This window comes from Ruegeria atlantica (assembly GCF_013032005.1).
GTDB classification, from domain to species: Bacteria; Pseudomonadota; Alphaproteobacteria; order Rhodobacterales; family Rhodobacteraceae; genus Ruegeria; species Ruegeria atlantica_A.
Genome location: NZ_WQBE01000002.1, coordinates 97,016 through 120,870 on the forward strand (window position 1 = coordinate 97,016; position 23,855 = coordinate 120,870).

Below are 23,855 nucleotides of genomic sequence, written 5' to 3' on the forward strand. Positions count from 1 at the left end.
TACGGCTCTAACGCGGACACTTTCCTGTTGTTTGTCGACACGCGCGACGTAAACGACACGTTTTCTAAGGATCAAATATCAACGGAGACAAGTCAGACATCCGAGAGTCCGGCGCGACCCATCCCAAAATTGCATCCCGAATTGCCGCAGCCCGGGTCGGGCCGATGACTGGCGTTGCGAATTCCGAGTACTTGGTGATCACTTCTTCGCGGCTGATGGGGACCTCAGGACCGCCTCGGGCGTGGACATCTCCAGAGTCGAAAATCTGCCCATCCGTGGTTTCGACACTGACATCGGCCCAACGCCCCTCGGGGAAGCGGGCATTGTGACGATCACTCTCGGCCACGTGAATACGGGGTATCAGCGCGGCCACTGCCGGGTCAGAAAGACCGGAACCGGAAATATGCTCGACCCCGATCCGACCGTAAAGCGCCTGCACGGCCACCGCGAAAGGCAACGAATACTGTGCCTGAGAGGTCGTGCCGGGCATTCCGGCATACAGGCAAGCACCCTGATGGAATGTGTTGATCTGAATATACCGGATTTGCGCATGATACAGGTCATTGTCCCGCATTACCGCCCGGACACCGTCGATTGCGGCATGGGCCCAACGGCAGATTGGGTAGGGTTTCACGTATTGATGCTCGACCTGCCAAAACTGGCCTAGATCGGCCCAATGAGGCGCGGCGATTTCTGCCTCGATCGTGATGGCGGGGGCACCGGTAAAGCCATGTTCGGCCAGAATAGCGGCTGAAACTCCGACAAGCGCACCCCAACCCGATCCGTCATGCAGCATCGTGGGGTTGGCTATCTCGCGCATCATCTGACTGCGGGGACCGTGATATTCGGCGATACCCATTGCCTGCCGCATCTGATCCTGCGAATGGCCGCGCAGACGGGCGGCCATCGCGACTACGCCTAACGCGTTCCATGCACCTGACGTATGGTAGTCACTGACCGAGGCATGCAGCGACAACCCCGCGCGCCCGGCAATTTCATAGCCGGTGATCACCGTCGCCAGTGCTTCGGGGCCCGTCAGATCCGGGCGATGGGCGGCCATGGCGATCAGTGCGGGCAAAACCACGACACCAATATGCCCCTTGGTCGGGTTATAGCCGTCATGCCCATCCAGGTTATCAGTCTGGGTCGCCGCCGCATAAGCCGCCCCGGCCATGCTGACCGGACGCCCGTCGAACATCATCCGGGCGCTGTAGTCCGGATCAGAGCTGCCATAGAGCAGGGCCGCCGTGTCGCGTGCGATCACCCCGGCCTCCATCGGGCCAGAGGCGATCAGGATGCCCATCGTATCCAGCATCATCAGCGCAGCCGCTTCCTTGGCGCTGACGGGCATCTGATCGGCAGATCGGTTCAGGGCAAAATCTGCAACGCGGGCGAAAGTTCCAGTCATGAGACGCCTTCGGCGACCGGCTGAATATCACGCAACTTGTGACCTTTGGGATCAAAAGGCGGTTCCGAGAGGATTCTGGCGCTGTGTGGCTTGCCCAGAATGTAGATTTCGACCGTATCGCCGGGGCCGGCCACTTTGGGGTCGGCATACCCAACGGCCAGGGACTTGCCCACCGAATAGCCATAGGCGCCCGAGGTCACCCGGCCCACAGGCGTACCATCGGGCATGAATATCGGCTCACCTCCGGTGGCATCAGCGTCAACGGCATCAACCTCAAAGATCGAAAGCATTTCGCGGGCAGAATTATCTTTGATGGACAGATAGGCGTCTTTGTTCAGGAAATCCTTGTCCAGTTTGATCAGGCCGGCCAACCCGACCTCTTGCGGCCAGTATTCCTGAGAATACTCCCGTCCCCACGAGCCGTAGCCTTTTTCGATGCGCAGAGATCCCAACGCGCGACCGCCAACCGGGCCACCGTTCAACTCTTTCGCCGCATTCAAAAGCGCGGAATAGAGCCTGATTTGATCGGATTCGGCGCAGTGTAGCTCCCACCCCAGATCACCGGTGAACGAAACGCGGATGGCCAGACAGGTCACCCCGGCCACTTCGATGGTCTGGGACCGCATAAAGCGGAACGCTTCGTTCGAAAGGTCCGCGTTGGTCAGCCGTTGCAGCAGATCGCGCGACTTTGGACCGGCCACGTTGAAGCCCGCAATCCGATTGGTGGCAACCTCGAACGTGGTGCCTTCGGGCAGATCGACCATGTTGAAAAAACGCTGATGATACCGTTCCGCCATGCCAGAGCCGATCATCATATACTCATCCTCGGCCACTTTGGTGATGGTGAAATCACCGGCCACGCCACCGCGAACCGAGATCAGCGGTGTCAGGCAGGACCGTCCCACTTCGGTCGGCACCCGATTGGCCACCAGACGGTCCAGCCAGTCATACGCGCCCGGCCCCTTGATCACGTAGTTGGCGAAGTTCGAGATATCGATGACGCCTACGTTGTCGCGCAGCATCTGTACCTCGCGGCCCACGGGTTGCCACCAGTTCTGGCGGGTGAAGCCGTTGGTTTCGGTCTCACCGGGCTGATCGGCGAACCACAAGGGGTGTTCCCAGCCACAGTTCAGGCCGAACACACAACCCATCTGCTTTTGCATTTCATAAGCCGGCCGCACACGGGCCGGACGGCCAGCGCTGCGTTCCTCATTCGGGAAATGGATGGCAAAACGGTGGGTATAGACATCCTCCACCTTGGCCTTGGTGAATTTCTTATCGGCCCAGTCGCCGAACCGCGCCAGATCCCAGGCGAACATGTCATATTGCGGCTCGCCCTCGACCATCCATTGCGCCGCCAACAGCCCAAGGCCACCGGATTGCGAGAAGCCGGGGATGATACCGGTACAGCAGAAATAGTTCTTCAGTTCTGGCACCGGCCCCCAGATCGCGTTGCTGTCCGGCGACCAGATCATCGGGCCGTTGATCACCCGTTTGACCCCGGCCGTTGCCGCTACCGGCACACGTTCGGTGGCGCGGATCACGTTTTCCATGATCCGGTCCAGATCGTCGGGGAAGAGGTCATGGGCGAAGTCCAGCGGCGTGCCGTTTTCGGCCCAGAACCGCATGTCTTTCTCATAGGCTCCGATCAGCAGGCCGTTTCCTTCCTGACGGAAATAATACTCACCATCCCGATCGGCGATCGAGGGCAGGCGACGGCCCAGTTCCGCAACCTCGTCAATCGCCTCGGTCACGAAATACTGGTGCTCGGTCGGTTGCAGCGGCAGTTCGATCCCGGCCAGCGCCGCGACTTCTCGCCCCCACAGACCCCCGGCATTGACCACCCACTGCGTGTGGATATCACCCTTTTCGGTGCGCACGATCCACGAGCCATCAGATTTCTGTTCAGTCCCTATTACAGGGCAAAACCGCTCAATCGTTGCCCCCATCGCGCGCGCCCCTGCGGCGTAGGCGTGAGTCACACCCGACGGATCGACGTTGCCGCCATCGGGTTCAAACATGATACAGCGGATATCGTCGAACTGCGCCAGCGGATGCAGTTCCATCGCCTGTTCGCAGCTGATCTCATAGAAGTTCAGGCCGTAGAATTTTGCCTTGGCCTCTTGCAGGCGCAGCTGGTGTTCGCGGTCCTCGGTCTGCGCCAGATACAGCGAGCCCGACTGGAACACGCCGCAGCCCTGTCCGGTTTCCTTTTCCAGCTCTTTATACAGGTTCATCGTATAATGCTGGATGCGGGTGATGTTGTTGTTGTCGTGCAGCCCATGAATATTCGCCGCCGCATGCCAGGTCGAACCCGAGGTCAACTCATCCCGCTCCAGCAGCACCGCGTCGGTCCAGCCGAGCTTGGCCAGATGATAAAGGATCGAGCAGCCGACAAGGCCTCCTCCGATCACAACGGCCTGGGCGTGGGTTTTCATGGGTGTGACCTCCTGCTGGCGGGCGCATGAACCGCACCCTGTCAGGAAAGTCAGCCACAGGTCAAAGGTGGCTTATGCTCTGTTCCCGACGCGAAATGTCGGGAACAGAGTATTCTCGGTATGAATAATTTTCACGCAGAGATGAGTTAATACGGTGCCTCGACATCGTTCATTGAGACATAAACCGTCTTCATCTCGCTGAAATGGTTGATCGCCAGTTTCGAATTCTCACGTCCGACACCCGACATTTTCGACCCGCCAAACGGTGCCTCGACCGGAGCAAGGTTGTAGGTGTTGATATAGCAGGTGCCCGCCTCGAACCCGGCCACAATGCGGTGGGCGCGGGTCAGGTCGTTGGTGAACACACCGGCGGCCAAGCCGAATTCTGTGTCGTTGGCGCGGGCCAGTACCTCTTCCTCGGTGTCGAAATCCAACACCGACATGACCGGGCCAAAGATTTCTTCGCGCGCGATGGTCATATCATCGGTGACATCGGCAAAAACAGTAGGCTGCATATAGAACCCGTCACCTTCGATGCGCTCACCGCCAAAGACCAGCCGTGCGCCCTCGGCCTTGCCCTTTTTGATATAACCCAGCGCGATGTTCATCTGGTTTTCGCTGACCATGGGGCCGAAATTGACCTCTTCATCCAGCGGATCGCCGATTTTCGCCGTTGCCAAACGTTCGGACAGACGGTTCAGGAAGGTCTCTTTGATGCCTTTCTGCACGAACACGCGGGTGCCGTTGGAACAGACCTGACCTGAGGAATAGAAATTGCCCAAAATCGCACCCGACACGGCGTTTTCGATATCGGCGTCATCGAACACGATCATTGGGGACTTGCCACCCAATTCCATGGTCACGTGTTTCATGCCATCCGCCGCGGCGGCATAGACCTTGCGGCCCGTCGGAACGGATCCGGTCAGCGATACCTTGGCCACGCGCGGGTCGGTCACCAGTGACGCACCTACATCGCCATAGCCCTGCACCACGTTGTAGACGCCTTTGGGCGCGCCGGCTTCGATCAGAATCTCGGCCACCTTCAAGGCCGACAGAGGCGTGGTCTCAGAGGGTTTGAACACCATCGTGTTGCCGCAGGCCAGCGCAGGGGCACCCTTCCAGCAAGCGATCTGCGTCGGATAGTTCCACGCACCGATTCCGACGCAGACACCCAGCGCCTCGCGGATGGTGTAGACGAAATCGCCACCGCCCAGCGGGATATGTTCACCCGTCAGCGACGCCGTCAGCCCACCGAAATATTCCAGCGCATCCGCGCCACTGGTTGCATCGGCCACCAAGGTCTCTTGCAGCGGTTTTCCGGTGTCGTGGGTTTCGAGGATCGACAGCTCACGATTACGCTCACGCATGATATCGGCGGCGCGGCGCAGAACCCGGCCACGTTCAGTTCCGGACATCGCGGCCCATTCCGCTTGCGCCGCATTGGCGCTGTTTAGAGCCTGATTTACAATCTCTGGCGTGGCGGAATGCAGCCGCGCGATGACCTCGCCAGTGGCCGGGTAGATGACGTCGATGGGGGCGCCATTTGTGTCTTCGACATATTCGCCATTGATGAAATGGCTGGCCTTGGGCTGAAACTTCATGCCGCGTCCTTTTCTTGATTGCACCCGCGTCGGGCAAAGAGCGTTATCCGCGGATTTAGCTTTTATTGATTGGTCAGTCAATAAAAGCCGTAACAGGCAATATCCCGCCGAGTCGCAGCCCCCTCTCTTGAAATTAAAAGCTAATGTTCCATTTATGTTCTACATAGTCAGGGGAACATCCGATGACCCAGAACTTGCGAAATTCCGCCCCAAGCGGCCCGACAAACGACTATCACCTGCTGCCCGTCACGGACCGGCAGATGCGCTTTGCCCGCGCTATTGCGGAACAGTCGGCGCTGGAAATCCCGGTCGAAGCACAACGTGACCGCCGATCAATGTCAGCCTGGATTTCGGCACATAAACCACACGATCCGTCACCTTTTGCCAATTATCCCACAGGCAAGCAGGTCGCCTTTGCCGAACGGATTTCGCGCAGCAAACGCAGGCCAATCCCGTCTGAGTGTTTTCGCGACAAATACGCAATGTCCCAGTGGATCGACCACAACAAGTGACCGTTCAATTCTGGCTGTGTCCGCGCGCGTAAATGCCCACGGCCGCCGCTACGAACAGGCCCAGCAGGATATACCCAGTGATCGCCTCAGCCACGGCCAGCCCGCGGCACAGGCCTGCGGGATGCAGGTCTCCGAACCCAACCGTCGTGAATGTGACATATGAGAAATACAAAACGTCTGACGGCCCTTTGGCCCCGACCACACACAGATCGTTATACCCGAACGAGCCGTAAACGGCTGCGAACAAGAAAGGCACGACCTGAATAAAGGATATCCCCATCAGCAACAGCTGGCGCTTTGGGGATTTCACCTGGGTCATGTAGTACCAGGTCTGCGACACCAGCCAGATCGTCAACCCTACGGTTGTTGCAGTCCCTATTTTGTCGCCAGCAGTGGTCTCGCTCAGCCGCGACAGGCCATACCAGGCAACAAAGCTGACGACCACCAGACCCAAGGCCGCGACCAAGGTCGATTTCCACTCATCCAGAGTTGTCGGGTCGCGGTGCATTAAACCTCCGATACGGTGATGCAGGTTCAATGATCGACATTCCGACCCGCGCCTGCAACCTTATTTATCAGAGAGTTAGTCGGCGCCCAGATGCTCTTGCCCGCGCTGACGCGCCAGACCGATCTGCTTTTGCCGCTCACGGAACCGCATTTTGTCGGCTTCAGAGGTTTCGTTAACACACCGATGGCAGGACACGCCATGTTCGTATTCAGGGCGCTTCATATCCTCGGGCAGAATCGGACGGCGGCAACCGTGGCACAGGTTATGCGGCCCCTCGACCAGCCCGTGCCCAACGGACACACGGTTGTCGAACACAAAGCACTCGCCCTGCCAGGTGCTGTCATCAGCTGGCATTTCCTCAAGATAGCGCAGGATGCCGCCCTTCAGGTGATACACATCCTCAACCCCCTGCCCCAGCAGGAAGTTAGTGGATTTCTCACAGCGAATACCACCGGTGCAGAACATGGCGACGCGCTTGTTGTGGAACCGCTCTTTGTTCTCTTCCCACCAAGCCGGGAACTCACGGAAACTGGCCGTTTCAGGGTCTATTGCGCCCTCAAACGTGCCAATCGCCACCTCATAATCGTTGCGGGTGTCGATCACCACCACGTCGTCCGAGCGGATCAGATCGTTCCAATCCTCAGGCTCGACATAGTTGCCGACACGGGCGCGCGGATCGATATCCGGCTGCCCCATGGTCACGATCTCTTTTTTCAAGCGCACCTTCATCTTGCCAAAAGGCGGGTGATCGGCGGTGGCCTCTTTCCAGTCCAGATCGGCACAGCCGGGCAGCGCTTTGATATGCGCCAGCACCGCATCGATCCCGGCGCGGGGGCCGGCAATAGTGCCATTGATCCCCTCTTGCGCCAGCAGCAATGTGCCTTTGACAGATTGCGTACGGCACAGGTCCGACAAAGGCTCGCGCAGGGCAGCGTGATCCTGGAAACGGGTGAAGTGATAAAGAGCAGCGATGGTATACATGCGCGCGGTCTAAACCTGACGCAACAGAGTCGCAAGGGATCGAATTGACGCTTCGCAGCCAGATTGACGATTGGGCCTGCGCGCCCTACCGATAGAGCAACCTGAGGAGAAACCGCGATGACCCACGCCCTGCTTGTGATCGACGTCCAGAACGATTTCTGCCCCGGCGGCGCGCTGGCCGTACCCGGAGGGGATGAGATCGTGGCCCCGATCAACGCCATGATGGACGAATTCGATGCCGTGATCCTGACGCAGGACTGGCATCCGGCGGGTCATTCGTCCTTCGCCGGGTCGCATGACGACAAGAACCCGTTTGACATGACGGAAATGCACTACGGCCCGCAGGTACTTTGGCCGGATCACTGCGTTCAGGGAACCGAGGGCGCCAATTTCCATCCGGATCTGAACACCCATGCCGATCTTGTCCTTCGCAAGGGCTTTCGCAGCGGTATCGACAGCTACTCGGCGTTTTTCGAAAATGACCAGAAAACACCAACTGGGTTGGAGGGGTATCTTAAGTCGCGCGGAATCACGAAACTGACGCTCGTCGGCTTGGCCACTGATTTTTGTGTGTACTATTCCGCAATCGACGCAGCACGTCTGGGTTTTGACGTCACGGTCCGAATGGATGCGTGCCGAGCTATCGATATGGATGGATCACTGGCCGCTGCTGAAACCGCAATGCGGGAAGCCGGCGTTATCCTGGCCTAGGGGGCAGACCCCTCGGACGCCAGGTATCTCAGCACGACAATCACAACCACGGCCAGACCAAGCGCAAACCCGATACGCCCCTGAACCGAGCGTCGTTTTGGTTTGACCACATCAGGCGCTTTAGGGCTTGGCGTCAATTCCTGCAACTCGCGCGTGGCATTTGCCCGGGGGCGGGCCCGCCTTACGTCGTCCAGGAAATGCCAAAAGTCGAAATCACCACAATATTCCCCCTGAACACCCATATTGCGGATATTCGAAAACAGCCGTTTCAGGATGCGTTCACGATCCGGTGCATCTTCGGACAGGAAATAACCATGTGGAAGGCTGCCACCCTTGGATTCCAGGCTGAAGCCCGATTCCAGAAAAATACGACGAATCTTGGGGGATGCACTGTGCAAGGCCTCAACAGTCTGAGTATTGCGAAAGGTCGCGCGAACGGCGCGGTGGCCCGTCACGGCAGCCATGCCATGTTCCGGATCCACTTCATCAGGCGCAATCGCTACAATATCAAAGTCGTACTCGAGACCCATTCACCAACTAAACCTTGTTCTTCCAACCCCTTCTTTTCACTAACCAATGAAAAGATTACACAATATGCTCGATTTGTGACCTCACCTTGTCATTGTCTTCAATCTAGCGACTCTTGCCAATTCATGCACCTATTGATCTAACAACAGAAATCGCAGGAGTTCTGCCATGGTCGATATTGCGACGCGCGTGTACAATCATAAATGGAAGATTGACCCGATTGTACGGTCTTTAATCGACACAGACTTCTACAAACTGCTGATGTGCCAGTCAGTGTTTCGAAATAAGCCCCAAACGGATGTGGTTTTTTCGCTGATCAACCGGTCGAATCACATTCCACTGGCCAAATTGATCGATGAGGGTGAGCTGCGCGAACAGCTGGATCATATCCGGTCTCTTAGCCTCAGCCGGGGTGAAAGCACTTGGCTGCGTGGCAATATGTTCTATGGGAAACGGCAGATGTTCCGCTCGGATTTCATGGAGTGGTTCGAGAATCTGCGCCTGCCGCCATACCACCTTGAGCGCAAAGGCGATCAGTATGAACTGACCTTCGAGGGCAAGTGGCACGAGGTCATGCTGTGGGAAATCCCGGCGCTTGCGGTATTGATGGAGCTGCGATCCCGCGCCGTTCTGAACAATATGCGCCGGTTCGAACTGCAGGTGCTTTATGCCCGCGCCATGACCCGCGTTTGGGAAAAAATCGATCAATTGCGCAGCATCGATGGGCTGGGCATTGCTGATTTCGGCACCCGTAGGCGGCATTCCTTCCTGTGGCAGGACTGGTGCGTGCAGGCGATGATCGAAGGACTGGGGCCCGCGTTTACCGGCACCTCGAACTGCCTGATCGCCATGCGACGCGAGGTTGAGGCGATCGGCACCAATGCCCATGAACTGCCCATGGTCTATTCCGCGCTGGCGGAATCCGACACCGAACTGGCGCAGGCCCCCTATGACGTCCTCAGCGACTGGCACGAGGAACATGACGGCAATCTGCGCATCATCCTGCCCGACACCTATGGCACGCAGGGCTTTCTGGACAATGCGCCGGATTGGTTGGCGGGATGGACCGGTATTCGTGTCGACAGCGGAGATCCGGCGACAGGTGCCGAGATTGCCATCAACTGGTGGAAATCGCGCGGTGAGGACCCGCTGCAAAAGCGGGTAATCTTCTCGGACGGGCTGGACGTGGACAAAATCCACGAACTACACAGCCAGTTCGCTCATCGCACGAAGGTCTCGTTTGGTTGGGGCACCTTGCTGACCAATGATTTCCGTGGGCTGGTCCCACAAGACGCGCTGGCACCGTTCTCGCTGGTCTGCAAGGCGGTGTCCGCCAATGGCCGACCAACCGTGAAACTGTCCGACAACCCGGAAAAAGCGATGGGCCCAAAGGATGAGATCGAGCGCTATAAGCGCGTCTTCGGTGTGGGTGCGCAACAGTCGATCGAAGTGATTGTTTAGACCCTAACCATGGTAAGCCGCTACTGTTTTCACCTGCGAGAACCCAAACAGCGCCTCGAACCCCTTTTCGCGGCCATGACCGGACTTGCCGACACCGCCAAACGGCAACTCTACCCCGCCCCCCGCACCATAATTGTTAATGAACACCTGTCCCGAACGCAGCTGTTTCGCCAACCGCATCTGCCGCGCACCGTCGCGGGTCCAGATGCTGGCAACCAACCCGTATTCGGTGGCGTTGGCGATCTGAACCGCCTCCTCCTCGGTTTCAAAGGGGATCAGAACCTGCACCGGTCCAAAAATTTCATCCCGAGCCAGAAGGTGATCTGACGGGACATCGGCAAAAAGGGTTGGCTGCACATATGCCCCCTCGCCGGGGGCATGATCTACGATACGCCCTTGTCCTGCGATGTTGAGGTCGGCGCCTTTGGCTAAAAACCCCTCGACGATCTGTTTCTGACGGGCCGAGATCAGGGGGCCGACCCGCAAATCTTCGGGTGCTGGACCAACAGTCAGATCGGCATAGGCGGTTGCCATGCGGGTTTTGACCTGCTCATACACCCCACGCTGCACCAGAATACGGGACGAGGCCGAGCAGGTCTGCCCGGCATTCTGAATACCCGCGTTCACCAGAAACGGCAGTGCGGCATCAAGATCGGCATCGTCAAATACCAGCTGGGGCGATTTACCGCCCAGTTCCAGCGTCACCGGCACCACGTTGCGCCCCGCTGCCTGTTGCACCAGCGCGCCGGTGGCAACTGACCCTGTGAATGAGATATGCTGCACGCCTGGATGCGTTGACAATGCCGCCCCGGCCTCGGCCCCCAACCCCGGCACCACGTTCAGCGCTCCGGCAGGTAGGCCCGCCTGTTGCGCCAGATGGGCAAAGGCAAGCGCAGTCAAACACGCCTCTTCCGCTGGCTTCAGCACGCAGGCGTTACCCATCGCCAAAGCTGCCCCGACAGAGCGGCCAATGATCTGCATCGGATAGTTCCACGGCACTATATGCCCGGTCACCCCGTGCGGTTCGCGCAGCGTGTACACGGTGTAGCCGTCCAGATAGGGGATCGTCTCGCCCATCACCTTGTCCGCCGCGCCGCCGTAGAATTCGCAGTACCGCGCCAACGCCACGGCATCCGCACGGGCCTGTGTCAGCGGTTTTCCTACATCCATCGCCTCAAGCTGCGCCAAGTCCTCTACGCGCTCCAAAACCAGTTGGCCAAGTCGGGTCAGGACGCGGCCGCGCTCCAACGCCGTCTTTCGCCCCCAATCCCCATCCAACGCCGTTTGGGCGGCCTGCACAGCGGCATCTATATCTGGGGCACTCGCGCGGGCAATCCGGCAGATCTCGGATCCGTCAGACGGATTGATCATCGAAATCGTCTGCTGTGACGCAGGCGCGACCCAATCGCCGCCGATCAGGCAAAGGCCGGGATTGAACCAGAGAGAATTGGGCATTTTGGCCTCCATATCGTCTCTAACAAAGGAATTACGCGACATTTGCACCGATACCGGGCAAGATCGGTGCGGCATCGATCAGGGTCCGAGTGTAAGCGTGCCGCGGGGAAGAGAATACCTGTTCGGTCTCACCCTGTTCAACAATTCTGCCCGCCTGCATCACCATCACCCGGTCCGTGATTGTCCGTACGACACTTAGATCATGGCTGATGAACAAGTAAGTCAGGTTGTAGGTGGCACACAGCTCGGCCAGCAGATCCAGAATCTGTGCCCGGACCGATACATCCAAGGCCGAGACCGGCTCATCAAACACGATCAGTTCGGGGCGAATGATCAAGGCGCGGGCAATGGCAATCCGCTGTCGTTGCCCGCCCGAGAATTCATGGATGTATTTGTTCGCATCATCCGGGCTGAGGCCCACGGCGGTCAGCATTTCGGCGATACGGTCTTGCCTCTCTGTGCCGGTGGGCGGGGATTCCAACAGGTGAAACGGCTCGGTGATCAGGCGGGCGACGCGGTGGCGCGGGTTGAAACTGCCATAGGGGTCCTGAAACACCACCTGCATCTTACGTCGCACAGCGGGGTTCGGCTTGTGACCGGCAAAGACAGGTTGGTTGTCCAGTCTGATTTCGCCGCTTTGCACCTCTTCCAAGCCAAGAATTGCCCGTGTTAGGGTCGATTTTCCGCATCCCGACTCTCCGACCAACCCCAACCGCTCACCCCGGTTCAGCGTAAAGCTGACGTCATCTACTGCGCGATGTTGCCCTGCCTTTGCGAACAAGCTGTTTCTCGGCAGACGATAGTCCCGAACAACATTTTTTACCTCGAGCAGCGGTCGAGGTTCTGGCGGTTCAGGCAGCGAAACCTGATGCCCCGAGGCCTGAAACAGCTTCCGTGTATAGGGGTGCTGCATATTGTTCAGCAGGTCAATGGTTGCACCGCTTTCGACCACCTCTCCATGGCGCATCACGACGATTTGGTCGGCCATGTCTGCCACCACCGCCAGATCGTGCGTGATCATCAGCAGCCCCATGCCATATTCGCGCGCCAGACCTTTGAGCAGGTCGAGTATCTGCGCCTGCGTCGTCACATCCAGCGCGGTTGTCGGCTCATCCGCGATCAACAATTTGGGGCGCAGTGCGATTGCCATGGCGATTACCACACGCTGCCGTTGACCGCCTGACAGTTCATGCGGGTATCGCGACAGCGGGAAACGGTCAGGTGGCAGGCCAACGCGGCTCAAAACCTCGTGTGCGCGGGCCGACGCCTTGGTGCGCGACATGGCCTTGTGGACCGGAATGGTTTCGATCACCTGATCGCCAATGGTTTTGACTGGGTTCAAGGCGGTCATGGGTTCCTGAAACACCATCCCAATCTCGGCCCCACGCAGGTCGCACATTTCGCGTTCAGACTGTTTCAGCAGATTCTGACGTCCCAGCCAGATCGCGCCTTCTGTCTTTGCGCCATTTGGCAGCAATTGCATCACGGCCAGCGCGGTCATCGACTTGCCCGAGCCACTTTCACCGGTCACGGCAACAATTTGTCCGGCACCAATACACAAGCTGACCCGCTTCAGAATCTCGGTCTCATGGATGGTCAGAGAAAGGTTTTCGATCTCCAGCAAGCTCATGCGCGCGCGACTCGTATTCTGGGATCAAGCCAATCGCGCAACCCATCGCCTAACAGGTTCAGTCCCAGCACAGTGACAATAATTGCCAGCCCCGGAATCAGAGCCAAATGCGGGGCAAAACTGACCATTGTCTGCGCATCAGCCAGCATTCGACCCCAACTGGGTGTGGGCGGCTGCGCACCCAGACCGACATAAGACAAGCCCGCTTCGGCCAGGATACCCAGCGAGAACTGGATGGTCCCCTGAACGATCAGCAGGTTCGCAACATTGGGCAGAATATGCTCTGCTGATATCCGCGCCGCGCCTTTGCCCGCGACACGCGCGGCCAGAATGAACTCGCGTTCCCATAGGGACAAGGCCGCGCCACGGGTGATGCGGGCGAAGACGGGAATGTTGAAAATACCGATCGCGATGATCGCGTTGATCGCGCCTGCTCCGAACACCGCTGTGATCAGAATGGCGATGACTAGCGAGGGGAAGGCAAAGACCAGATCGTTGCCGCGCATGATCACCTCATCCAGCCATGATCCTTTACGCGCTGCCGCCGTCAGGCCCAGCGGTACGCCCAGCGCCATACCGATCCCCACCGCCACCAATGCCACCGCGATGGACGTACGAGCCCCCACCATGATCATCGAGAACATGTCGCGCCCGAAATGATCCGTACCGAACCAATGCTGTGCATTAGGCGGCTCCAGCTTGTTGGGGATATCCAGCTCCGCATAATCATACGGCGTCCAGACAAAGGACATCAGCGCCGCCAGCAAGACCAACGAGGACAATACTGAACCAAGAAGCAGGTTGCGGCTCATGACCGACCTCTCAGCCGTGGGTCCACGGCGGCATAGGCGAGATCGACCATATAATTCACGGTGATGACAGCAAAGACAAGCAGCATGACCACCGATTCCACCACGACCAAATCGCGGGCCGAGATCGCCTGAAACACCAGCCGCCCGAGTCCGGGCAGATAAAACACCTGCTCGATAATGATCGACCCCGCCAACAGAAACGAGAACTGCAGCCCGAGGATGGTCAGAACCGGGATCAGCGCGTTGCGCACACCGTGCCGCCACAGTGCTTGACGGCGTGACAATCCCTTGGCGCGGGCAGTGCGCATGAATTCTTCGCCCAGTATATCCAGCAGCGAAGACCGCATGACCCGCGCCAAGATCGCGGCCTGCGGCAAGGCCAGCGCAATGGCGGGCAATGTCAGAGAATGCAAGCCGGTCCAGACGCCCTTGTCCCAACCCGCAAAACCTCCGGCGTTGAACCAGCGAAGGTTGATGGCAAAGATCAGCACCAGCATCATCGCGAACCAGAAATTCGGCACTGCGATACCTAATTGCGTCACCCCCATCACCGTCAAATCCCCCGGCTTGCCACGACGGGCTGCGGCGTAAATCCCGGCCGGGAAGGCAATCAGGGTCGATAAGGTCAAGGCGTAAAGCGCCAGCGGCAATGACACCCACAGCCTGTCCGAAATCATCTGCGACACTGGTGTGCGATAGGTGTAAGAGGTCCCAAAATCCCCCACCATCATACCGCCAACCCAGTTGAAATAGCGCTGGATCTTGGACCCGTCCAATCCCAGCTCGGCCCGCAGGGCGGCCAGTGTGTCCTCTTGCGCGTTGACGCCCAACATGAACGAGGCCGGATCGCCTGGCGCCACCTCGATCACGGCGAAGATGACCACCGAGGCGACCACAAGGCTGATGACCAGCGATATCAGACGTTTCAAGGCATAGCGGAGCATTGAGGCCACGTTAGGATCACATATCGCGCGGGTCCAGCACCTAAGGCACCAACAGATAGGCAAAAACCGCGTAAGCGACGATGGACGCATAGCCCAGCGGATAAATCCACTTAATTGCGTAATTGTCCAGCTTTCTGGCCCCGTCCTCATGCCCGGACACTTTCAGTTTGCGCAAGGCCACGTTGAACACGATCAATGCCCCTGTCATCAGGAACATGCATTGCAGGATGAAATCCAGAAACGTCAGGTAGCCCAGCTTGGGCAGGTCAGCAGAGATGGCCCAGTTGAAGGCCACGAAGACCAGCAGGTTGCCTCCGGCAATCTCGATCCGGCGGCGGTATTCGTCGAGGAAAAACAGCGCCCAGCCCACCGAGACCAGGACCAGCATCGGCAGGAACACCCGGATCACATAATAGGTCAGGTGCCGCTTTCCTTCAAACGCCAGCACAACCTGATCGCTGTCCCGGCCCGAAAGGCCAATGACCGTCGAATGCAGGACTTGTGGGTTGTCCAGTATCCACTCTTCCTCGCCCAGCAGATCACCCAGGCCAGAATACTTTTCCAGCGGATAGTAGGATACGTATTCGGACGGGAAGATCGAGACAACTTCGAAGAAAAACTCCTGGGTGTCGAACGGGTATTTTCGGAAATCGAAATGCGGAGCCTGCAACGTCAGAGAGGACTTCTCGACATAGACCACATGCCCGTCATAGTGCAGCGAGGCTGCAGATTCATGTATCCATTTGTTGGATTGTTGGTTGTGAATGACAAACGCCGGAACCACCGCCCCGATATCCGTGGCATGTTCAGCCAGCGTCCTCGGATTGAAAACCTGAAACTCGCGCCCGACAGTGTCGCGGTCAAAGGCCAGCGCGGGATCGGTCCATTCGGCGCGCAATACGACGACGGCGCCATAATTCTCGGCCTTTTGATCCACGCTGGTAACCTGATCGATACGGATGCCGATCCCCACCTTCAGCGGGTTTTCCGGCGTGCCAACCAGACCACCGAGCCCGCCATCCAGCACATTCTGCGCCTGTCCCTTGCCGCCCAGCGCACACAGGCAGGCAGTCACAGCAACAAAACACAAGAAACGGACCAGATTCATTTTCAGGCTCACTCGGAAACAGGTAATCCGAGGCCGATATCGGCCTCGGACCCGATTATTCGGACCAACTGATCTGGGTCAGGTCGATGGCGGCCGTTGGCGCGTTCTCCCACAGGCCCTGAACACCGGCCTTGGCGACCCCCAGCTTGGCCAATTGGAACAAGTAGCCGTTGACATAGTCCGTGGCGATCAGGCGCTGCATATCGCCCAACAGCTTTTTACGTTCCTCCGGATCGGTGGTCGCGTTCAATGTCTCCATCAACGTCTGGGCATCCAGACTGTCATACTGGAAATAATAGTCGGGGCGGGCATAGATGCCGATATCCATTGGCTCAGTATGGCTGATGATGGTCAGTCCGTAATCCTTACCCTTGAACACAGATTCCAGCCACTGCGCCCATTCCACATTGATAATCTCGGCCTTGATTCCAACCTCGGCCAGTTGCGCGGCGATGATCTCGCCTCCGCGTCGGGCATAAGAGGGCGGCGGCAGGTGCAGTGTGGTCTCGAACCCCTCTTCATACCCCGCATCGGCCAGCAGTTTGGCGGCCTGTTTCGGGTCATGGGCCGAGGTGCCGGTCAGATCGACATAGGCCGGATTGTGCGGCGCGAAATGGGTGCCAATGGGCGTGCCATAGCCGAACATCGCACCGTCAATGACCGCCTGCCGGTCGATGGCATGGGCCAGCGCCTGCCGCACGCGGATATCATCAAACGGGGGTTTCTTGTTGTTGGTCGACAGGATGGTTTCCCCCTCGGTCGACCCCACCAGCACCTGAAAACGCGGGTCAGCCTCGAATTGAGGCAGGTTTTCGGGTGCGGGGAAGTTGTCGAAGACGTCCACATCTTCGGCCATCACCGCGGCAAAGGCGGCAGTGGGGTCCGAGATGAATTTGAACGTAGCAGTCTCTAACGCAGGTTGTTCGCCCCAATAGTTGGGGTTCCGGTTTAGCGTGATGCTATCGCCCTGCACCCAGTCACCAAAGGTAAAGGCACCGGTCCCCACCGGGTTGGTCTTGATGTTGTCGATGCTTTCGGGCGCGACGATCACCGCATCCCCCCAAGCCATGTTGAACAGAAAATTGCCGTTCGGCTCGAACAGGGTGACCTTTACGGTCAGCGGATCCACAACCTCAACGCTTTCGATGCCTGCAAACAGCGCCTTTTGCGCATTTGCGCTGTCTTCTGCCGTGGCGCGGTCGAGGCTGAATTTGACGTCCTCGGCATCCATGACGGTGCCGTCATGAAAGGTCACCCCGTCGCGCAGCTTGAATGTATAGACAGTACCGTCCTCGGAAATTTCCCAGCTTTCGGCCAGGCCGGGCACGACCGAGCCGTCACCCATAAAGCGGGTCAGACCCTCGAAGATATTTGTGTAAACCACCGAATCAATGGCCTGCGCGGCGGCGCTGGTCGGGTCCAGGTGTGGCGGCTCCAACTGCATCGCAATCGTAATGTCCGATTTGGCCAAAGCCTGCGAGGCAAACAGGCTGGCACCCACCGCCAGAGCCGACGCAATGCTCCGAAACATCTGCTTTGTCATGAAAAACTCTCCCTGATTGAATCCTTGGAACCGGCTGTTTTACAGGCTTTTCTGCACTCAATGTCCCTTTAAACCTCGGGTCAATCAAGGAAATGTTCGCGCAACCGGGGTTTCTATAACCTTGTGCAATCTGCTATGCCGCACTGCAACATGAACCCCGCAGGAGCGATCATGAGCGCCACCGCCCGCAAAACAGCCCCGAATGCCGAGGATATCCGCGCCCGCAAAGGCAGCACACCATTGGTCAGTTTGACCGCCTATACCACACCGATGGCACGGCTGATGGATGCCCATTGCGACTTTGTTCTGGTCGGCGACAGCGTCGGCATGGTGCTGCATGGGCTGACCTCGACCCTGGGTGTGACGATGGAGATGATGGTGATGCACGGTCAGGCCGTTGCTCGCGGTCTGGACAGGGCGATGATGGTTATCGATATGCCCTTTGCCAGTTACGAACACGACCCGGCCCATGCCTTCAAGAATGCCGCTCGCCTGATGGCCGAAACCGGCGCAGGCGCGGTCAAGCTGGAAGGCGGCGTGGAAATGGCCGAGACCATCCGCTTTCTGGTCAAGCGCGGTATCCCGGTGATGGCGCATATCGGCCTGACTCCACAATCGATCAACACGCTGGGCGGCTACAAGGTGCAGGGTCGCGACGAACAGGCGAAGGCGGTGTTGGCCGATGCCCATGCCGTGGCCGAGGCTGGTGCATTTTCCGTTGTGCTTGAGAAGGTACCGCAAGGCCTGGCTGATCAGATCACCGCCGAGGTCGCGATTCCGACCATCGGCATTGGCGCCTCAGCCGGTTGTGATGGGCAGATTCTGGTCGTGGACGACATGGTGGGCTTTTTCACCGCGTTCAAACCGAAATTTGTCAAACGCTATGCCGAACTGGGTCCGCAAGCCGAGGCCGCCATCGCGGAATATGCCTCCGATGTGCGCGCCCGCAGCTTTCCAGCGGATGAACATGTCTTTGCCGATCAGGCTCCGACCAAAGGACCTAAGACATGACCGCACCCATTCTGCGCCGCCTAAGTGATTTGCGCGCGCTGACGACCAAATGGCACGGCAACGGCGAAACGATCGGTGTCGTCCCCACCATGGGCGCGCTACATCAGGGGCACTTGTCTCTGGCCGAAGCCGCCAAGGCCGGAACCGACCGGGTGATCGTTACGGTTTTTGTGAACCCCAAACAGTTTAACAACCCCGACGATCTGGCCAATTACCCGCGGACCGAGAACGAAGATGCGCAGAAACTGGCCCCTTACGGTGTCGACGCCATCTATGTCCCCGATCCCGAGGAGATCTATCCGCAAGGCTTCGCCACCACCGTTTCAGTCGCCGGTTTGACCGATGTGATGGAGGGTGAATTCCGCCCTGGCCATTTCGATGGCGTTGCCACTGTTGTCGCTAAGCTGTTCCTGCAAACGCAGGCAGATCGAGCCTATTTCGGGGAAAAAGACTATCAACAATTGATGATCGTCCGCCGCATGGCCCGCGATCTGGACATCCCCATCGAGGTGATCGGCTGCCCCACGGTGCGCGAACCCTCGGGGTTGGCAATGTCCTCGCGCAACCTCCTCCTCTCGCCCGAGGGGTTGAACATTGCGGCCAACAAGCACCGGATCATGCAGGGTGTGGTCCAGTCGCTGAAAGCAGGGGCCGCGTTTGAAACTGTGGCCGCGCGGGCCGAGTCTGATCTGCTGGCGGCAGGCTTCACTCAAGTTGAATATATTCAACTGCGCTGCGCCGACACACTGGACCCGCTGACCCATGCCACACGGCCCGCTCGGCTGTTTGCGGCGGCCTGGGCGGATGGCGTGCGGCTGATCGACAATATTCCTGTCTGAACGCTCTGGCACGATCGTCATTGTTTGCGCTAAAGTCCGGCAAAACCAGACCGGAGGGGGCGCAGGCGTGACCTATATTCTTGCCATTGATCAGGGCACCACATCATCACGGGCCATATTGTTTGACGCGGAAATGCAGCGCGCAGGCACCGCGCAGCACGAATTCACGCAGCATTTCCCGCAGGAAGGTTGGGTCGAACACGACGCCGAAGAAATCTGGGAGAGCGTTCTACGCGTCTGCCGCGAGGTGATGGAAACCACCGACGTCACCGCCGACCAGATCGCAGGCATCGGCATCACTAACCAGCGCGAAACCACTGTGGTCTGGGACCGCGCCACCGGTCAACCACTCCACAACGCCATCGTCTGGCAGGACCGCCGCACCGCCGAAATTTGCGCGCGCTACAAACGGGCGGGGTGCGAAGATGACGTGACCGCCCAGACCGGGCTGTTGCTGGACCCCTATTTCTCGGGCACCAAGGTCAAATGGCTGCTGGACACCGTGCCCGGCGCACGCGACCGCGCCGAGGCCGGAGAGTTGATGTTCGGCACCATCGACTGTTTCCTGATTTGGCGTCTGACCGAGGGGCGCAGCCATGCCACCGACGCCACGAATGCAGCGCGCACCCTGTTGTTCGACATCAACAAAGGCGCGTGGAGTGCCGAGATTTGCGATCTGCTTGACGTGCCGATGAACATGCTGCCAGAGGTACACGATTGCGCCTCGGATTTCGGAAATACGACCCTATTTGGGGGAAATATCCCGATTCTAGGCGTGGCGGGGGATCAGCAGGCTGCCACTATCGGGCAGGCCTGTTTCCAGCCCGGAATGATGAAATCGACCTATGGCACGGGGTGTTTTGCCCTCTTGAACACCGGAGACAAACCGGTTGAGTCGAAGAACCGTTTGCTGACCACGATCGCCTATCAGTTGGACGGTAAGCGGACCTATGCGCTGGAGGGATCGATCTTTGTCGCTGGGGCCGCTGTGCAATGGCTGCGCGATGCGCTGCAGATCATCGAATCAGCCCCCGAAAGCGGCGAGTTGGCGCAACAAGCCGATCCGAACCAGCATGTCGTGTTGGTCCCCGCCTTTACTGGCCTCGGCGCGCCCTATTGGAAACCTGATTGCCGTGGTGCGATATTTGGCCTGACCCGTAATTCCGGCCGCGCGGAATTCGCCAAGGCCACGCTGGAAAGCATCGCCTATCAAACGCGCGACCTGTGGCACGCCATGCAGGGCGACTGGGGCGCGGACACCGATGTCACCCTGCGCGTGGATGGCGGTGCCAGCGCCTCGGACTGGGCGATGCAGGGGCTGTCGGACTATCTGGGGGCCGAGGTCGACCGCCCGGTGATGCAGGAAACCACCGCATTAGGGGCGGCCTGGCTGGCCGGCATGCGCGCCGGTGTTTATCCGGACCAACAGGGTTTTTCCGAAACCTGGGCACTGGATCGTCGGTTTGAACCGGAACTGTCTGCCGAAGAACGCGACGCCGCCTATGATCGCTGGAAACGCGCGGTTGAGGCCGCGATGACCTTCTAGCTGTGATCCTTCATCAGCCGTTGTTTCTGCCGTGACCAGTCCCGCTTGGCCTGAGTCTCACGCTTGTCGTGCAGCTTTTTACCTTTGGCGATGCCGATCTTCAGCTTCGCCCGGCCCTTGTGGTTGAAATACAAAACCAGCGGCACCAGCGTCATGCCCTTGCGCTGGGTCGCATTCCACAGATTCGACAGCTCTTTACGCGACACCAGCAGCTTGCGGCGGCGGCGTTCTTCGTGCTTGAAAACCTTCGCCTGCTCATAAGGCGCGATATAGCTGTTGATCAGCCACAGCTCGCCATCCTCGACAGAAGCATAGCTTTCGGCGATGTTTGACCCACCAACGCGCAGGGATTTGACCTCGGACCCTTCCAGCACGATGCCGCACTCGATATCGTCCTCGATCGCGTAATCGAAGCGCGCGCGCCGGTTTTCGGCGATGACTTTGTAATTCGGGTCTGTCTTTTGCTTGGCCATGACGCGTTGATTTAGGCGGCTTGAGCGGCCCTTGCAAGCCGTTGCGGTCAGGACGTGGCCGAGATGATCAGATCAGGACCGAAAATCGTGTCGGCATGACTGTGCAGATAGATCTTCAGCCACGGCGTGAACCGCTGCGGATGTCGTTGCACTTCAGCCAGCAGATCATGGTAGTCGATCCACCGGATATCCATGACTTCGTCCGGATTAGGCTCGATTTTAAGTGGCCCACGAACATGAGCCAGAAAGATATCGACCACTTCGTGTTCGATCATGTTGTTGCCAACATCGGCGTGATATTCCAGCCGGTGCCGGTATTCCGGGTACAAGCCGGTGATCCCCAACTCTTCGCGCAAACGACGCACGGCACATTCCGAGGGCGTCTCGCCCCAATCGGGATGGGTGCAGCAGGTATTCGCCCACAGGCCCGGCGTATGGTATTTGCCCAAAGCCCGGCGTTGCATCAAGATCTCGGTGCCGCGCACGACAAAGACCGACACTGCTTTGTGCCGCAGGCCCTTTTCATGCGCCTCAAGCTTGTCCACGGGGGTCAATTCACCATCAACCCAGGCCGGGATCATGATTCCCATCTGTCGTCTCCTGCTGCCGATCCGCCAGGGCGGCGGGATGTATGGAATTGGCTGCCGCCGGACCGGCTTGGCTCTGCGAAGTCATGCAAGGGCATGATGAACCGCGTAACCCCAAGGTGACCTTGATCCAAGCTGTTATCAATCGCACGAAAGGCCGCAGGGGGCTGCGGCCTTTTGCAATCTTTCGAATGGTCTGGTTTCAGACGTTATTCGCCCGAGACACTGACGATATAGGCATAGACGTCTTCGCCGCCCTTCTTCAACTTGAAGGTCATTTTCGACTTGGCCGATGTCTCACCCAGGTAATCTTTCAAAAACGCCTTGGGATCCTGCGCGTATTCGACAAATGTGGCTTCATCCCAGACCAGACCGTTTTCACCAGCCTCAACGATGCTGTCTCCGTATTTGAACCCTTCGACGGTTCCCGCGGTGCGGCCCGCGATACCGTATAGGTTCGGACCGGTCTTACCGCCCTTGACGATGACTTCACCGGCCGGGTCAGCGATTTGATGGCAGGATTTGCATTTATTGAAGGCCTTCTTGCCCGCCTCGGCGTCACCTTCCGCATAGGCAGGAAGGGCCAGCAGGCCGACAATTGCGGTAGCGAGGATACGATTCATGAGTTTTGCTCCGATACGAATTGGCTGCACCGAATGGACCGTCGGCGCAAAAAAGAGTCAACGCGCAGATTGCCGCGCGAGGGTAATGTGCCCTGCGGCATAAAGACAGTCCTTAACTTTTGTCATGTGGTGCGGTCCAACAGGGCAATAGATCGCCCGCTGCCGGGGTCGCCAAGTAAATAGCCCGCGCAATAGCTCGTGCCAGACAGACCGAGGCCGCATGTCCGATCAGCCCCAAGCCGGCTTCGGCGTCGATGGTCTGCGCGCCAGTGCTGACTGCAAAGACCAGATCTCCGTCCCCTGGTGTGTGTGCCGGCAGAATGGCGCGGGCAATGCCATCATGTGCTGCCACTGCCAGTCGCTGGCACTGCGATTTCGACAAGGCAGCATCCGTGGCCACAATAGCGATTGTCGTGTTGCCCTTATCCGGCTCGGCAAGTCGCATCGCCTGCGCCTTGAGGCTGGGGGCTGGAAAGCCAAGACCGGCACTTGAATCAGATCCTAAACCGCCAAATTCGTCTCCAAACTCGAACGGTGCTGCCCAGAAATGGCGGTCGCCGGGTGTTGTCACACTGCCCAACGGGTTGGCCGCAACCAGGGCACCGACGGTCACCCCATTGTCCAGAACCAATGAGGCGGACCCGAGCCCCCCCTTGTGCCGCGCCGCCAAAGCGCCGGTTCCGGCCCCCGCTGTGCCTAACGCAAAATCCACATCTGCGTCGTCAAAGGCCTCCTGTCCCAGCGCGCGATAGGGGTTTTCAACCCAATCCTTGTCTCCGCCGTTCAACAAATCAAACAGGATCGCGCCCGGCACAATGGGCACCACAGTATCGCCCACCGGATACCCCCTGCCCCGCGACCGCAATGCATCCGAGACGCCAGAACAGGCATCCAACCCAAAGGCCGACCCACCGGACAAAGCAATTGCATCCACTTGCGAGACCGATTTATCCGGCGCCAGCAGATCGGTTTCCCGCGAACCCGGCGCACCACCCATCACATGGACCGACGCGGTAAAGGCCTGATCTGCCGTCAGGACAGTTGTTCCCGATTTCAACGCAGCGTCCTGCGCATTTCCGACCCTCAGGCCAGAGACATCGGTGATCAGGTTACGGGGTCCGGGGATCATGGATGGA

At 58.7% G+C, this 23,855-nt stretch carries 22 protein-coding genes; 6 read left to right on the forward strand and 16 right to left on the reverse strand.

The window, feature by feature from the left end:
- Positions 1 to 64: 64 nt before the first annotated feature.
- The 3 genes from GOX21_RS06320 to betB form a co-directional block, all read right to left on the reverse strand.
- Entirely contained in the window at positions 65 to 1,408 is a 1,344-nt protein-coding gene (locus GOX21_RS06320) for an MmgE/PrpD family protein (protein WP_170376275.1), read from the reverse strand.
- Positions 1,405 to 3,846: a GcvT family protein gene (locus GOX21_RS06325; RefSeq protein ID WP_170376277.1), complete on the reverse strand. Its 2,442-nt coding sequence runs from the start codon at positions 3,844 to 3,846 to the stop codon at positions 1,405 to 1,407. The genes GOX21_RS06320 and GOX21_RS06325 overlap by 4 nt, the downstream gene beginning before the upstream one ends.
- A gap of 146 nt (positions 3,847 to 3,992) precedes the next feature.
- On the reverse strand, positions 3,993 to 5,447 hold the full coding sequence (gene betB, locus GOX21_RS06330) for a betaine-aldehyde dehydrogenase (protein ID WP_170376279.1): 1,455 nt from the start codon (positions 5,445 to 5,447) through the stop codon (positions 3,993 to 3,995).
- A 182-nt stretch (positions 5,448 to 5,629) separates the two neighbouring features.
- On the opposite strand from betB, the gene GOX21_RS06335 reads away from it, so the two are divergent.
- Positions 5,630 to 5,959, forward strand: a complete 330-nt coding sequence (locus GOX21_RS06335; RefSeq protein ID WP_170360821.1) for a hypothetical protein — start codon at positions 5,630 to 5,632, stop codon at positions 5,957 to 5,959.
- A gap of 4 nt (positions 5,960 to 5,963) precedes the next feature.
- On the opposite strand, the gene GOX21_RS06340 is transcribed toward GOX21_RS06335, so the two are convergent.
- Positions 5,964 to 6,467 carry a potassium channel family protein gene (locus GOX21_RS06340; RefSeq protein ID WP_170349735.1) on the reverse strand — a complete coding sequence of 168 codons (504 nt, stop codon included), beginning with the start codon at positions 6,465 to 6,467 and terminating at the stop codon, positions 5,964 to 5,966.
- A gap of 75 nt (positions 6,468 to 6,542) precedes the next feature.
- A complete protein-coding gene (gene trhO / locus GOX21_RS06345) occupies positions 6,543 to 7,448 on the reverse strand; it encodes an oxygen-dependent tRNA uridine(34) hydroxylase TrhO (protein ID WP_170376281.1) in 906 nt (301 codons plus the stop codon).
- 117 nt (positions 7,449 to 7,565) lie between these two features.
- Here trhO and pncA point away from each other — a divergent pair, with 117 nt between their 5' ends.
- Complete coding sequence (gene pncA / locus GOX21_RS06350) at positions 7,566 to 8,159, forward strand: bifunctional nicotinamidase/pyrazinamidase (RefSeq protein WP_170349733.1); 594 nt, start codon at positions 7,566 to 7,568, stop codon at positions 8,157 to 8,159.
- On the opposite strand, the gene GOX21_RS06355 is transcribed toward pncA, so the two are convergent.
- Positions 8,156 to 8,689, reverse strand: a complete 534-nt coding sequence (locus GOX21_RS06355; RefSeq protein WP_170376283.1) for a hypothetical protein — start codon at positions 8,687 to 8,689, stop codon at positions 8,156 to 8,158. The genes pncA and GOX21_RS06355 overlap by 4 nt on opposite strands.
- 166 nt (positions 8,690 to 8,855) lie before the next feature.
- Between GOX21_RS06355 and pncB the strand changes: the two genes are divergently transcribed.
- Positions 8,856 to 10,148, forward strand: a complete 1,293-nt coding sequence (gene pncB / locus GOX21_RS06360; RefSeq protein ID WP_170376285.1) for a nicotinate phosphoribosyltransferase — start codon at positions 8,856 to 8,858, stop codon at positions 10,146 to 10,148.
- Positions 10,149 to 10,151: 3 nt separating this feature from the next.
- Here the strand turns inward: pncB and GOX21_RS06365 are convergent, their stop codons facing one another.
- Genes GOX21_RS06365 through GOX21_RS06390 form a run of 6 tightly spaced genes read right to left on the reverse strand, consistent with a single transcriptional unit; the run spans position 10,152 to position 17,640 of the window.
- Entirely contained in the window at positions 10,152 to 11,603 is a 1,452-nt protein-coding gene (locus GOX21_RS06365) for an aldehyde dehydrogenase family protein (protein WP_170376288.1), read from the reverse strand.
- Between the two features lie 31 nt (positions 11,604 to 11,634).
- The gene (locus GOX21_RS06370; protein WP_170376290.1) at positions 11,635 to 13,233 is read right to left on the reverse strand and encodes an ABC transporter ATP-binding protein; all 1,599 of its coding nucleotides are present in this window, start codon (positions 13,231 to 13,233) and stop codon (positions 11,635 to 11,637) included.
- Positions 13,230 to 14,045, reverse strand: coding sequence for an ABC transporter permease (locus GOX21_RS06375; protein WP_170376292.1), 816 nt, complete (start codon positions 14,043 to 14,045; stop codon positions 13,230 to 13,232). Before GOX21_RS06375 ends, GOX21_RS06370 begins: the two co-directional genes overlap by 4 nt.
- Positions 14,042 to 14,989, reverse strand: coding sequence for an ABC transporter permease (locus GOX21_RS06380; RefSeq protein WP_170376294.1), 948 nt, complete (start codon positions 14,987 to 14,989; stop codon positions 14,042 to 14,044). Before GOX21_RS06380 ends, GOX21_RS06375 begins: the two co-directional genes overlap by 4 nt.
- A gap of 40 nt (positions 14,990 to 15,029) precedes the next feature.
- A complete protein-coding gene (locus tag GOX21_RS06385) occupies positions 15,030 to 16,097 on the reverse strand; it encodes a hypothetical protein (protein ID WP_170360835.1) in 1,068 nt (355 codons plus the stop codon).
- A 55-nt stretch (positions 16,098 to 16,152) separates the two neighbouring features.
- A complete protein-coding gene (locus GOX21_RS06390; protein WP_170376296.1) occupies positions 16,153 to 17,640 on the reverse strand; it encodes an ABC transporter substrate-binding protein in 1,488 nt (495 codons plus the stop codon).
- 171 nt (positions 17,641 to 17,811) lie between these two features.
- Here GOX21_RS06390 and panB point away from each other — a divergent pair, with 171 nt between their 5' ends.
- The 3 genes from panB (at position 17,812) to glpK (ending at position 21,036) form a co-directional block, all read left to right on the forward strand.
- Positions 17,812 to 18,651 carry a 3-methyl-2-oxobutanoate hydroxymethyltransferase gene (panB, locus tag GOX21_RS06395; protein ID WP_170360839.1) on the forward strand — a complete coding sequence of 280 codons (840 nt, stop codon included), beginning with the start codon at positions 17,812 to 17,814 and terminating at the stop codon, positions 18,649 to 18,651.
- A complete protein-coding gene (gene panC / locus GOX21_RS06400) occupies positions 18,648 to 19,490 on the forward strand; it encodes a pantoate--beta-alanine ligase (RefSeq protein ID WP_170376298.1) in 843 nt (280 codons plus the stop codon). Before panB ends, panC begins: the two co-directional genes overlap by 4 nt.
- 67 nt (positions 19,491 to 19,557) lie before the next feature.
- Positions 19,558 to 21,036, forward strand: a complete 1,479-nt coding sequence (gene glpK / locus GOX21_RS06405; protein ID WP_170376299.1) for a glycerol kinase GlpK — start codon at positions 19,558 to 19,560, stop codon at positions 21,034 to 21,036.
- Here glpK and smpB read toward each other — a convergent pair.
- From smpB to GOX21_RS06425, 4 genes are all read right to left on the reverse strand, one after another.
- Entirely contained in the window at positions 21,033 to 21,509 is a 477-nt protein-coding gene (gene smpB / locus GOX21_RS06410) for an SsrA-binding protein SmpB (protein ID WP_170360845.1), read from the reverse strand. The genes glpK and smpB overlap by 4 nt on opposite strands.
- Positions 21,510 to 21,556: 47 nt before the next feature.
- Positions 21,557 to 22,099 (reverse strand): isopentenyl-diphosphate Delta-isomerase, encoded by a 543-nt coding sequence (gene idi, locus GOX21_RS06415; RefSeq protein ID WP_170349720.1) that lies wholly within the window; start codon positions 22,097 to 22,099, stop codon positions 21,557 to 21,559.
- A gap of 206 nt (positions 22,100 to 22,305) precedes the next feature.
- Positions 22,306 to 22,719, reverse strand: coding sequence for a c-type cytochrome (locus tag GOX21_RS06420; RefSeq protein ID WP_170349719.1), 414 nt, complete (start codon positions 22,717 to 22,719; stop codon positions 22,306 to 22,308).
- A gap of 112 nt (positions 22,720 to 22,831) precedes the next feature.
- Entirely contained in the window at positions 22,832 to 23,848 is a 1,017-nt protein-coding gene (locus GOX21_RS06425) for a P1 family peptidase (protein ID WP_170376301.1), read from the reverse strand.
- Positions 23,849 to 23,855: the final 7 nt, after the last annotated feature.